The organism is Microbulbifer sp. A4B17 (assembly GCF_003076275.1).
Lineage (GTDB): Bacteria > Pseudomonadota > Gammaproteobacteria > Pseudomonadales > Cellvibrionaceae > Microbulbifer.
Genome location: NZ_CP029064.1, coordinates 1,603,437 through 1,615,353, shown reverse-complemented (window position 1 = coordinate 1,615,353; position 11,917 = coordinate 1,603,437). Strand labels below are relative to the sequence as shown.

The following is an 11,917-nucleotide window of genomic DNA, read 5'->3' as shown; positions in this document are numbered from 1 at the left end:
AACAGTAACAGGATGCCGCCACAATGTGGACGATTTACCACAACCCCCGCTGCTCAAAATCCCGCCAAACCCTGCAATTATTACAGGATAACGGTATTGAACCGGAAGTGGTTCTCTATCTGCAAACCCCACCCTCTGTTGAGGATATTCAGCAGTTACTACATAAACTGGGTATTGATGCACGACAGTTATTGCGCACTGGCGAAGAGCCTTACAAGCAATTAAACCTGAGAGACAAAGATCTGGCGGAATCCCAGATAATTGATGCAATGGCTCAAAACCCTATCTTGATCCAGCGCCCGATCGTCACAAAAGGCGACAAAGCAGTGATAGGACGCCCCCCTGAAAATGTCCTGGGGCTGGTCTGATGGATCAGGACAACGAAGGCTATGTCCTTATCCTCTACTACAGCCGCACCGGCGCCACAGCGCGCATGGCCACCGAGCTGGCTCGCGGCGTAGAGGCCAGTGGAATCACTGCTCGCCTGCGCACCGTGCCCGGCGTATCCCCGGACACTGAAGCCAGCGAGCCGCCAGTCCCATCCGAAGGCGCTCCCTACTGTACAATCGAAGACCTGCGCAACTGCTCCGGTCTACTGATGGGCAGCCCTACCCGCTTTGGCAACATGGCCTCTCCGCTGCGCTATTTCCTCGACCAGACCAGTGATATTTGGCTCGATGGCAGCCTTACCGGTAAGCCTGCTGCGGTATTTACCGCCACTGGCAGTCTTCATGGAGGTCAGGAAACTACGCTGGTTTCCATGATGTTACCCCTGCTGCACCACGGCATGTTGATCGCCGGTATCCCATACTCCGAGGCCGCCTTAATGCGCACCCGCACTGGCGGCACACCCTATGGTGCCTCACACTGGTCCGGCGAACACGCCACATCGCTTTCCGATGACGAAGTATCCCTGTGTCGGGCACTGGGCAAGCGGGTCGGCAACCTGGCGCAGACACTGAATAATCCGCAAGAAGGCGGTAACTAGAGGATAAAGTGTGAACGATTCTGTACAGCGCAAGCTCAAGATAGCGCTGCGAATTAACTGGATCTGCTATATCGGCATGCTCCTGCTGTTTGTCGCCTGGAACCTGTTCCTCGAAGGCGGCTCAATTTTCCTGTGGATCTTGCAAACTGTGCCACTGCTATTGGTACTGCCCGGATTGATAAAACAGCGCTACCGCAGCTATCTTTGGCTCTGTTTTATTCTTTTGCTCTATATCACGGCCAGTATTGTCGGTGTAACGATGCCTACACGCGGCTGGCAGGATGGCGTACTGGTGGCCCTTAGCCTTATCCTATTCTTTTCTTCAATGATGAGCAGCCGCTGGCATCGCATGCAATAGCCCCCGGCGGAGTTCACAGCGCTTATGAATTCGCAACAGATTAGTAGACATTGCCTGCCTCTCAGTGCACTAAGGAGTTTTGAGGTTTGACTGATTCATCCGATGATAAAGGACTTTTCCGCAGCTTTTTTGGTGCCATTGGCGGCTCAATTACCTGGCTGAGGCGAGTGTTTACCAACCTGATATTCCTGTTAATACTGGTGTTCCTGGGTATCGCTATTTTTGGCAAGGACGAACAGCTGGTAGTCCCTCAGGGGGCTGCTCTGCGGGTGGCTCCAAGTGGATTCCTGGTGGATGAACTCAGCCAAACCAGCGGCCTGCCCTTTTTTCTGGGCGGTTCCCAGGGACCAGCAGAGGTCAGAGTTAAGGATCTTGTCGACTCCATCGACAAGGCCGCACAAGACAAACGTATTTCCGCACTGGTGCTGGAGCTCGACAATATGGTCGGCGGCAGCCTCAGCAAGCTCGACGAGATTGGCTCAGCCCTGCAGCGCTTCAAAGCTGCCGACAAGCCCATTTACGCGGTGGGTGACAACTACACCCAGGCGCAGTATTTCCTCGCAAGCCACGCCGACAAGGTCTACCTGAATCCTATGGGCTCTGTGATGCTCACCGGCTTTGGCGTCTACCGAAATTACTACAAAAGTGCACTGGAAAAGCTCAAAGTCAATTTCCACGTATTCCGCGTTGGCGATTACAAGGATTTTATCGAGCCCTATACCCGCGACGATATGTCTCCCGCCTCCCGCGAGAACAACCAGCGCTGGCTGCATGAGCTGTGGAGCGAATACACCGAACAGGTGACCGGTCTGCGCAACCTGCCTACAGAGAGCATCGATCTGTTTATCGACGAGCTGCCGCAAAAGCTACAGCAGCACGAAGGCGACTGGGCTCGGGCCGCACTGGCCAATAAACTGGTGGACCAACTCGCCAGCCGCAACCTGGCAGTCCAGGAGTTGCGCAAGAGTATTGGTGAAGATGAGAAGGACGAGCGCAATTATAAAGCGATCGATGCCCTTACCTATCTGCGCAGCCAGAAACTCAGCGAAGTCGCCGCCAAGAAAGAGCCCAATAAGATTGCCCTGATTACCGCCAGTGGATCTATTGTCGATGGGCGGGCGCCCGCCGGCAGGATTGGCAGCGAAAGCCTGGGCGAACTGATCGCTCAGGCGCGCAAGAAAGAAGTCGATGCCCTGGTTCTGCGCATCGACAGCGGCGGTGGTTCCGCTTTTGCTTCTGAAGCTATTCGACAGGAGTTACTGGCCACCCGCGAAGCCGATATCCCCGTCGTTGTCTCCATGGGCAGCCTGGCTGCATCCGGCGGCTACTGGATTGCTACCGGTGGAGACCGCATCTGGGCCTCTCCCGCAACCCTGACAGGTTCCATTGGCGTATTTGGCGCCTTCCCAACCTTCGAGGACTCCCTGGAAGCCCTGGGTATCTACACCGATGGGGTTGGCACCTCTGATCTCGCCGGCAGCATGCGTTTGGATCGCGCTCTGCCGGAGGCGGCCGCTAGCATCCTACAACAGGGTGTCGACAATACCTACGCCAGATTTCTGAGAATTGTGGCCGAGTCCCGTGGCAGCACCCCCAAAGAAGTGCACAAAATTGCCCAGGGCCAGGTCTGGACCGGGCGCGCAGCTAAAAACCTGGGGTTGGTAGACGACCTGGGCAATCTCAACGATGCCATTGCCGACGCCGCACAGCTTGCTGAGATCGAAGAATACGATGTAATAGAGATCCAGCGCGAGCTGACTCCCGGCGAAAAATTCCTGCGCGCCCTGAGTGATAACGTGGACGCGCGTATCGCCGCCAGCCTTGAGGCAAACCTACCACTCGGCGCCTGGTTAAACAGCTTACAACCGGTTTTGGCACCAATCGGCGAACTGCAGAGCTTCCGCGACCCCCGTGGGCTCTACGTGCGCTGCCTGTCCTGCCTCGCCCCATAAAACTCTTCATAAATCACCAGCCTGCGCCGGCTCAATGCCGGCGCGGACGCCCGTAGAGCTCACGCAACTCATTTTTGGCTGCCTCCAGTATTCTGCGCCTGCGCGCAGGCAACTGGTGACCGGCCCGGTTGATATAGAAGGTCAGCATAGACATAGCCGAACGGAAAGGTTCTGATTTGCGCTGCTCACTGGCCTCAGCTGCAGCCTTGAGAGATCTGGCTATCGCTTTGGGATCATCCAGGCTAAATACACCCTCCTCAAGATGAAGTGCATGGCTACTGGACGTGACTTTCTGTGACCACCTGGCGCTTCTCTCTGGGACCAAACCGCACCTCCACAACAGCAGCTTCCTGTTAAATATATGGTGAGTCCCATGGACTTGGTCATCGACAGCTCAATCCCCGCTACACCTCACTATCGGTAATTTTCACCTGTCGCAAGGCACCGCTCAGGGCAACCAGGGCAAAGGCCAGCAGACTTAGGATCCCCGCCCACAACAAGGTGGTCAAAGGCGCCGCTACCTCACTTAATACTCCCGCCGCCAGGGCACCCAGAGCCGCAGAACCAAACAGGGCGAACTGATAAATAGAGATAATGCGACTACGATATTCTGCCGGCGCCAGCAACTGCACTATGCCTCGCCCCAATCCCGCAGAAGCAGCTGCGACCGCCCCCCAGCACAGACACAGCAGGATCAGCCCAAACTTTGTGGGCCCCAGGCTGATGGCAATCAAGAGTGCAGCGCTGTAGAGCAGGCACATCAAAATTCCCCGTCCCGGTTCCTTCCCCTGCCCACGTCTCAGCATGGTCACTGTCGCGATCACCGTGCCCGCTATAAATGCCAGCTGCAAGGTCGCGTAGTAACCGGCACCTCGGCCGTAACCCTCAGCCAGCAGCGGCAACACCACCAGGAAAACCCCGATATGGACAAAGCCATTGAAAGCCATCAATGCGGTCAGTTCTCGCAAAACCGGGTGCTTCCAGGCCTGTCCAAGACCATCCAGAATCATGGTATGGGGTCGTTTCTCAGGTGCTTCTCGGCGCACTTGCGGTTGGCGCAGTGAGTAGAGCAATAGCGAAGCCACTAACACAACAGCAATCTGTACTCCCAGTAAATGCTGCAAGCCCCACTGGTCGAATCGGCTTGCCAGAAGCATACCCACCGCCTGGCCGCCGTACTGTGCCAACATCATCCAGGTCACGGTTTTTTGCACACCCCGCTCCGTGGCCTGCCCCTTTCGATTGCGGGCACTGCGCTGTACCAGGTTGTCCCGCGCCGGCTGCAGGAAAGCGCTGCAAACCCCCAGGCAGATGCCGTAAACCATCAGGGTGGGAAGAGTCAGTACATGGAAAGTGAAATACAGCAAAAGCGCGGTATGACAAAGCGCCAGGCCCAAACAGGCCAGAGCCGACACCAGAGCCGGATCTCGCTTATCCGCCAAAGCGCCACCAAACAACAGAAATACCAGGTTTGGCAGCAGCACTGACGCTTGAATCCAACCCAATTGCAGGGCGGGAAGATCCACGATTGTGAGCGCAATCCACGGCAGCAATATCACCTGCAGGCCCGTTGCCAGGGAGGTGCCGCTGTAGCCGAGCAGAAATCTTTGCAATTGGGTTGGCATTCTAGATACGAAGTAACTCAATGATTAATAACCTGCCAACTCACGCTTTTGCGGCGTCATATTCGCCGAGTGCCGCAACCAGAAGTACCAGTTTAATAGCTTCCGAAGCTTTCTCATTCCAGAGTCATCACCACCATAGGCTGCAGATTCAAAAGCCTCGGTTACTGCTGCGGCATAGCCTGACATCTCTGGTTTTTCCTCGGCAATACGACGGGCGTAATCTCCCGCAGTCTCACCGGAATGCCGCTGGACACCATTGCGGGCCATGCGCCGGCAAAAGCGCTGGTAGAGCTTCTCCGCAGGCGCCAACTTGGGTCCACCCGCGGAGCGCGCCGCCCACAGACTGATGCCCAGTAACAGCACAAGAATCGGTGCGCCGAGCAAAAGAGCCATACGAGTTGGGGACAGATCACCGAACAGGCGCTGCAGAAAGTTCTTCTGCCGATCGGCATCAAAGCTCACGACGGTCTGATACCAACGGTAATTGATCATATCCCACTGCAAGCGCAACTGGGTGAGAATGCCGATACGGTGCAGGGGAAACAGGGAGTCCTGCATAAACTCATCACCAGCCGCACTCTCCAGACCGTCGCGCACTCGCTCCGGCGCCACTGCGGCTGTGGGATCTACACGTTGCCAGCCTTGGCCATCGAGCCAGATTTCAGCCCAGGCATGGGCATCGTATTCCCGCACTAAAAGGTACTCTTCTCCACTCACCCACTCACCGCCCTGGTATCCAGCCACCACCCGCGCCGGTATCCCAGCGGCACGCATGGCGAAGACATAACTACCGGCAAAGTGCTCGCAGAACCCCTGCTGGGTATCAAACAGGAATTCATCAACAGTATCCGCACCCATTGCCGGTGGCTTCAGGGTATAGGTAAAAGTGCTGTTGAAGTGTGATAACAACTGAGAGGACACCGCCTCAGCACTGAGCCCCTGATCACGCAGGGAGGCCATCCACTGGCGGGTACGGTTATTACCGTAGCTGGGGAGTTGTAAATTCCTACGCCGCTCCGCATTGCTGAGAGCAGCCGGAGCCGGAAGCGTTTCCCTGGGCCAGGAACTCACCTGGTAGGCGAAGCGGTTGAAAACCGGGGTGCGCTTTACCAGGCGATCATCCGTCGTCTCTCCAACCCCCGGATTCTCCGAAGCCGGTTGCGCCATAGCGAATAACCAGGGGCTGCGGCTCGCCTCCTGAATAATCTGGTAGCGATATCGAGGGCCCACTTGTGGAAGCACCTGCTCACCGCTTCTCCAAAAGACCCGCCCACCATTGCGCGGGTCCACGCCATAGCCTTGGCGCCAGGTACGACCATCGAATTCCGAGTAAACCAAGCCTCTCCAGTAGCGCTGCTCGGGTGGGGGAACCGGTCCATCAAAGGAGATCCGCAAGGTCGGCTTACTGGATTTGGATAGCTCGGTAAAGTCTCCTGGGGCCATCGAATCACTGACACCGGTGCGCCCCACGGAGGTATTCTGCGGCACAGACCAAAGGGGCCCCAGCCGAGGCATAACCAAAAACAACAACACCATCAACGGCGTGGCCTGTGCCACCAATCTCACGGACAACCCGAGAGCCTTGCGCGGACGCGCACTAAAATGTCCCAACTGCGCCGCCAGGGCTGCAGTAATCACCAATACACTCAGCAAACCGTAAAGTGCATAGGGGATGGTCTGCTCTTGCACGAACAGAGTGGCGGCAACAAAGTAGGCCAATAGCAGGCTGACAAAAGCATCCCTGCGGCTGACCAGCTCGAGATTTTTCAGGGCGAATGACAACGCCAATAGTGCAATCATCGGCTCTAGCGCAAACAAGCGTCGATAGGACAGAGCCAGCCCCGCTACCGTCAACACAATCACGGTCAGTTTGAGTGTGCGGCCGGGTAAATCCCTGCGCCCACGAAAGACTTCCAGGCGCCAATAAACCGCGAAGGCCCAGGCAAAAGCCACCCACAGTGGCAACATTGTAAATTGTGGCAACAGGGCGACAAACTGGGCGGCGAAAATCCACAGCAAACTTTCCCGCGGCAATAAATCTTTATTTCCAACCATCACTGACCTCGCCCGGGGTACAGGGCCAAGGCCTGCAGGACCTGCTGTTGATGCTCGGGACCGAGCGAAGGCTCTATCGAAATGCCAGGCAGGCACAAACCGTAAGCGACACCTTGCTTTTCCGCTTGCAGTACCCAGTCACAGAGGTTACTCAGGCGCATTTCCACATCCCTGCCCTTGAGCAAATCCCAGTCGAGCCACAAGCGCGTATCAGTTTTGCGCTCGTAGTCCTTGCTGTAGAGATCGCGCCCAGCTGCATATTGCTTCCAGGCAACATGGCGCAAAGAGTCGCCCGCTTGGTAGGGCTTCAGCGCTGCGTAATCATCTCCGCCCCGCTGAACCTCTCCAAATTCCCCCTCGGCGATGGCCTCGCCGAAAGGTAACGGGCCCGTGGAAATCGGGCGCGGATATACCAGAAATTCAACATCCAGGTCGATGCGGCTCCAGCATCGAAACAACCCCAGGGGAAAGCGACTTTCTACCCGCAATCGCGGTGCCTGTACTCGCCCACGCTTTACTACAGGCAATGCAATACAAACATCCGCACTTTTTTGCCCACACAAATCCACCCGACTGCCCTGCTCCGGTGGCCAGCTCAATTCGAGCCACTCCCGCTCACGCTTGCCCTCTCGACTGACATTGATATCCGCCTCAGCGAAATCACCGGCGAAAGCTGCACGGGTACCCAGCAGGCGCAGGCGTACACCACTCAGATTGGCAAAAGTGTGTAGTGGCAGCACCGCGAAAATACTGACCAGCAAAAACGCCAATGCAAAGACAAGGTTGTTTTCATAATTGGTCCCCAACAGCCACAACAGTGCAATCACAATCAGGAAACCCAATCCGGCCCGGGTGGGCAGGACAAATAAACGGCTGTGGTTGAGGGTGATGGTGCGGGCCCGTGGCGCGCGGCGGCTGAGCCAACGCTCCATCAGGTTGCGCCACGGTTCTGCCAGCATGCGTATAGGGTTGATTCGACTTGGAGGCTGATTCACACTCATCGGCTCAGGCTGCAATCACATCCACTTGGCGTATCAGACGCTCCACTAATTGATCGCCGTTACCGCCATCACTCTGTAACCGATGTCCCGCCACCGCCGGCAACACCGCCTGGATATCCTCTGGTAACACATGACCGCGATTGTAAATCAGCGCCCAGGCTTTGGCCGCACGTAAAAGGGCCAATGCGCCCCGAGGGGATAAGCCCACTGCGCAATCCGGGCTCTGCCGGGTTTGTAGCACCAGCCGCTCCAGATAATCCAACAAGCTGTCAGAGGTTTTCACCTGCCCAACCAGGCTTTGCATTTTTCCGAGTGTGGCGATATCGATTCTGGGTTTTAACTTCGCCAGCTGCTGCCTCGGATCGGCCCCCAAGTACAAAGCGCGTTCCGCCTCCCGGGTGGGATAGCCGAGACTGATACGCATTAGAAAGCGATCCAATTGGGATTCCGGCAATGCAAAAGTGCCAGACTGTTGCATCGGGTTTTGCGTGGCAATCACAAAAAATGGCTGGGGCAGTGCGCGGGTCTCGCCATCGACACTTACCTGGCGCTCTTCCATGGCCTCTAACAGCGCACTCTGGGTTTTTGGCGATGAGCGATTAATCTCATCCGCCAATAACACCTGGCTAAACACAGGACCCTCGTGAAAGTGAAATTGGCTGGACTCCCGATCAAATATCGAAACACCGAGAATATCCGCCGGCAACATATCGCTGGTGAACTGCACCCGCTTATAAGTCAGCCCCAGCACCTGCGCGAGCGCGTGTGCCAAGGTGGTCTTACCCATACCCGGCAGGTCTTCGATTAACAGGTGACCTTTTGATAACAAACAAGCCAGCGCCAGCTTCACCTGGCGCTCTTTACCCAACAAAACACTGCCGATATCGGACACTATGGCGGAAACTATTTTTTGCACGGCAAATCCATTACTGCTCAATTTTTCTCAAGGGGGCTATTTCTGCTCATCGGCAGGGGCGCGACAAAATGCATACGCTACCGGAAGCAGCGGGCAGTATTCCACTGTCCGCTAATAATCATAGGTAGCCGGGCGCTTACGCTAGCGCTTATAACTGGGATAATCCACGCATCAGGTCGCGCTTGAGGTCCTCAACATTTTCCAACCCCACCGAAACACGAATCAGGTTCTCAGTAATCCCTGCGCGAACCTTGTCTTCATCACTGAGACGGCCGTGAGTTGTGGTAGCCGGATGCACGATAGTGGTTTTCGCATCCCCCAGGTTGGCGGTGCAGGAGAGGATTTTGCAGTTGTCGATCACTTTCCAGGCCTCCTCACGACCACCGCGCACAGTAAAACTCAGCACTGCACCAAAGGCGTCCTGCTGTTCTCGTGCCAAACGGTGTTGGGGGTGTTTAGGCAGGCCGGTGTAATTCACCTTCTCCACCATCTCCTGTTCATCGAGCCACCAGGCCAAATCCAGGGCGTTGGTGCAGTGTGCCTGCATGCGCAGTTTTAAAGTCTCCAGACCTTTGAGGAATACCCAGGCATTGAACGGGCTCATGCTGGGCCCGGCTGTACGCAGGAAAACCACCAACTCGTCCATTACTTCCTTGCGGCCAACAGCAACACCACCCAGAGCCCGGCCCTGGCCATCGAGAAATTTGGTCGCAGAGTGGACTACGATGTCGGCGCCCATTGACAGGGGGCGCTGCAGCGCCGGAGTACAGAAACAATTATCGACCACTAACATGGCGCCGGCACTGTGGGCGACCTGTGCCAACGCGCGGATATCGGCCACTTCACACAGGGGGTTGGAAGGTGTCTCCATAAACAACAGCCTGGTGGAACCATCCACAGCCTGCTTCCAGGCATCCATATCGGTCAAATCGACATAGCTCACCCGCACGCCGAACTTTTCCATATAGCGGCCAAATAAAGCTGTAGTGGTACCGAAAACACTGCGGGAACAAATAACGTGGTCGCCACTTTTCAGTAGCGCCATACAAATACTGAGAATGGCAGCCATTCCACTGGCAGTAGCTACCGCAGCCTCACCGCCTTCGAGAGCGGCAATGCGCTCTTCAAAAGTACGCACGGTGGGATTGGTATAGCGGGAATAGACGTTGCCAGAGCTTTCACCGGAAAAACGCGCGGCAGCCTCCGCAGCAGAGGGGAAAACATAACTGGAGGTAAGATAGAGTGCCTCGGAGTGCTCCCCTTCCGGTGAGCGAACCTGGCCGGCGCGCACCGCCAGGGTTTCCAGAGCGTAACCGTCGTCTTCAAACATATACCGCTTCCTGGTCAGTATTTTTGGAAGCAGTCATCTTAACCGAAACGATCTGAGCTGGCGCCCTCTTCTGCCGTGAGAAAAGGACGCTTACGCTTTTTTACTGTTGGCGGGCCACAAAAAACTGTGTTCTTCCACCCGCCAATCAGAACAGGAATATTTAGAGATTCTGTTCAACAGTTAATCACAGAGCGTTGACATCGGCCTTTTTACGCTTGGCCGTATCATTGCGCTGGGCATGCAGATCGTTGAGGTATTCCTCGTCCACATCACCGGTGATGTAATTGCCATCGAACACAGAGCAGTCAAAACGATCAATTTTTTGCTTGCCGCCGCTGGAGCTTACCACCAGATCTTCCAGCTCCTGGTAGATCAACCAGTCTGCACCAATCTCCTCACAGATTTCCTCAGTGGTGCGACCGTGAGCCACCAGCTCAGTGGCAGAGGGCATATCGATACCGTAGACATTCGGGTATTTTACTGCAGGGGCGGCACTGGCAAAGTACACTTTGGCAGCGCCGGCATCGCGGGCCATCTGGATAATCTGCTTACAGGTGGTACCGCGCACAATGGAATCGTCTACCAGCAACACATTCTTGCCGCGGAATTCCAGCTCGATGGCATTGAGCTTCTGGCGAACCGACTTCTTGCGCTGCTTTTGACCAGGCATGATAAAGGTTCGGCCGATATAGCGGTTCTTCACCATACCTTCACGGAATTTCACCCCCAGGCGGTGGGCTACCGTCTGGCCTGCCGTGCGGGCAGAATCCGGGATGGGGATAACCACATCGATATCGTGATCCGGGCGTATGCTGAGAATTTTATCCGCCAAATGCTCACCCTGACGCAAACGCGCCTTGTGTACCGATACGCCATCCATAATGGAATCCGGGCGGGCAAAGTACACATGCTCAAAAATGCAGGGAGTCAGGGATGGATTATCTGAACACTGCTCGGAGTGCACAGTGCCATCCAGTTCGATATAGATAGCTTCGCCGGGAGCTACATCCCGTACCAGGGTGTAACCCAGTACATCCAGAGCCACGGACTCGGAAGCCACCATGTACTCAGTACCCTTCTCGGTTTCGCGTTTGCCGTAAACCAGTGGGCGAATACCGTTGGGATCGCGGAAAGCGACAATACCGTAACCGACAATCAGGGCCACGCAAGCGTAGGCGCCGCGCACGCGTTTGTGTACAGAGCGCATCGCACTGAAAATATCTTCGGCCTTGGGCTGCAGTTTGTGCAATTTGTGCAGCTCGTGAGCAAAAACATTCAGCAACACTTCTGAGTCAGAATCTGTATTGATATGACGCAGATCCTGCTGGAAGATCTCATCGACCACCTCGTGCACATTGGTGAGGTTGCCGTTGTGGGCCATGGCAATGCCGTAAGGCGAGTTTACGTAGAATGGCTGGGCCAGTGCAGGACCGGAGCTGCCGGCAGTGGGATAACGAACGTGACCAATACCAAAATTGCCCTTCAGACGCTCCATGTGGCGCGCGCGGAATACGTCGCGAACCAGACCATTGGCTTTCTGCTGGTTCAGGCGATCATCGTCACAGGTAACGATACCGGCGGCATCCTGTCCCCTGTGCTGTAGCAGAGTGAGCGCATCATAGAGCTGCAGATTGACGTCACTCTTACCGACGATACCGACGATACCACACATATATTTGACCCTATTGACTC

Annotated in this window: 11 protein-coding genes; 4 read left to right on the top strand and 7 right to left on the bottom strand. The window is 55.8% G+C overall.

The window, feature by feature from the left end; translation table 11 throughout:
- Nucleotides 1–23 precede the first annotated feature (23 nt).
- The 4 genes from arsC to sppA all read left to right on the top strand — a co-directional run bounded on the left by arsC (nt 24) and on the right by sppA (nt 3,298).
- Nucleotides 24–368, top strand: coding sequence for an arsenate reductase (glutaredoxin) (gene arsC, locus BTJ40_RS07225; RefSeq protein ID WP_108732452.1), 345 nt, complete (start codon nt 24–26; stop codon nt 366–368).
- Nucleotides 368–988 carry an NAD(P)H:quinone oxidoreductase gene (wrbA, locus tag BTJ40_RS07220; RefSeq protein WP_108732451.1) on the top strand — a complete coding sequence of 207 codons (621 nt, stop codon included), beginning with the start codon at nt 368–370 and terminating at the stop codon, nt 986–988. The genes arsC and wrbA overlap by 1 nt, the downstream gene beginning before the upstream one ends.
- 10 nt (nt 989–998) lie before the next feature.
- Nucleotides 999–1,346 (top strand): DUF2069 domain-containing protein, encoded by a 348-nt coding sequence (locus BTJ40_RS07215; protein ID WP_108732450.1) that lies wholly within the window; start codon nt 999–1,001, stop codon nt 1,344–1,346.
- Nucleotides 1,347–1,432: 86 nt separating this feature from the next.
- A complete protein-coding gene (sppA, locus tag BTJ40_RS07210; protein WP_108732449.1) occupies nt 1,433–3,298 on the top strand; it encodes a signal peptide peptidase SppA in 1,866 nt (621 codons plus the stop codon).
- A 31-nt stretch (nt 3,299–3,329) separates the two neighbouring features.
- Here sppA and BTJ40_RS07205 read toward each other — a convergent pair whose 3' ends face one another.
- The 7 genes from BTJ40_RS07205 to purF form a co-directional block, all read right to left on the bottom strand.
- The gene (locus BTJ40_RS07205) at nt 3,330–3,623 is read right to left on the bottom strand and encodes a DUF3175 domain-containing protein (RefSeq protein ID WP_108732448.1); all 294 of its coding nucleotides are present in this window, start codon (nt 3,621–3,623) and stop codon (nt 3,330–3,332) included.
- 79 nt (nt 3,624–3,702) lie between these two features.
- Entirely contained in the window at nt 3,703–4,911 is a 1,209-nt protein-coding gene (locus BTJ40_RS07200) for an MFS transporter (protein ID WP_238152158.1), read from the bottom strand.
- A 36-nt stretch (nt 4,912–4,947) separates the two neighbouring features.
- The gene (locus tag BTJ40_RS07195; RefSeq protein ID WP_108732446.1) at nt 4,948–6,978 is read right to left on the bottom strand and encodes a DUF3488 and transglutaminase-like domain-containing protein; all 2,031 of its coding nucleotides are present in this window, start codon (nt 6,976–6,978) and stop codon (nt 4,948–4,950) included.
- Complete coding sequence (locus BTJ40_RS07190) at nt 6,978–7,979, bottom strand: DUF58 domain-containing protein (protein WP_108732445.1); 1,002 nt, start codon at nt 7,977–7,979, stop codon at nt 6,978–6,980. The genes BTJ40_RS07195 and BTJ40_RS07190 overlap by 1 nt, the downstream gene beginning before the upstream one ends.
- Nucleotides 7,980–7,983: 4 nt before the next feature.
- Entirely contained in the window at nt 7,984–8,895 is a 912-nt protein-coding gene (locus BTJ40_RS07185; protein WP_108735203.1) for a MoxR family ATPase, read from the bottom strand.
- A gap of 148 nt (nt 8,896–9,043) precedes the next feature.
- On the bottom strand, nt 9,044–10,225 hold the full coding sequence (locus tag BTJ40_RS07180) for an O-succinylhomoserine sulfhydrylase (RefSeq protein ID WP_108732444.1): 1,182 nt from the start codon (nt 10,223–10,225) through the stop codon (nt 9,044–9,046).
- Between the two features lie 184 nt (nt 10,226–10,409).
- A complete protein-coding gene (purF, locus tag BTJ40_RS07175; RefSeq protein ID WP_108732443.1) occupies nt 10,410–11,897 on the bottom strand; it encodes an amidophosphoribosyltransferase in 1,488 nt (495 codons plus the stop codon).
- Between the last annotated feature and the right edge of the window lie 20 nt (nt 11,898–11,917).

Excerpts from the sequence above, each read along its gene's own strand:
- BTJ40_RS07195 (WP_108732446.1), bottom strand. The coding sequence starts at position 6,978 with ATGGTTGGAAATAAAGATTTATTGCCGCGGGAAAGTTTGCTGTGGATT.
- BTJ40_RS07190 (WP_108732445.1), bottom strand. The coding sequence starts at position 7,979 with ATGAGTGTGAATCAGCCTCCAAGTCGAATCAACCCTATACGCATGCTG.
- purF (WP_108732443.1), bottom strand. The coding sequence starts at position 11,897 with ATGTGTGGTATCGTCGGTATCGTCGGTAAGAGTGACGTCAATCTGCAG.
- BTJ40_RS07180 (WP_108732444.1), bottom strand. The coding sequence starts at position 10,225 with ATGTTTGAAGACGACGGTTACGCTCTGGAAACCCTGGCGGTGCGCGCC.
- wrbA (WP_108732451.1), top strand. The coding sequence starts at position 368 with ATGGATCAGGACAACGAAGGCTATGTCCTTATCCTCTACTACAGCCGC.
- arsC (WP_108732452.1), top strand. The coding sequence starts at position 24 with ATGTGGACGATTTACCACAACCCCCGCTGCTCAAAATCCCGCCAAACC.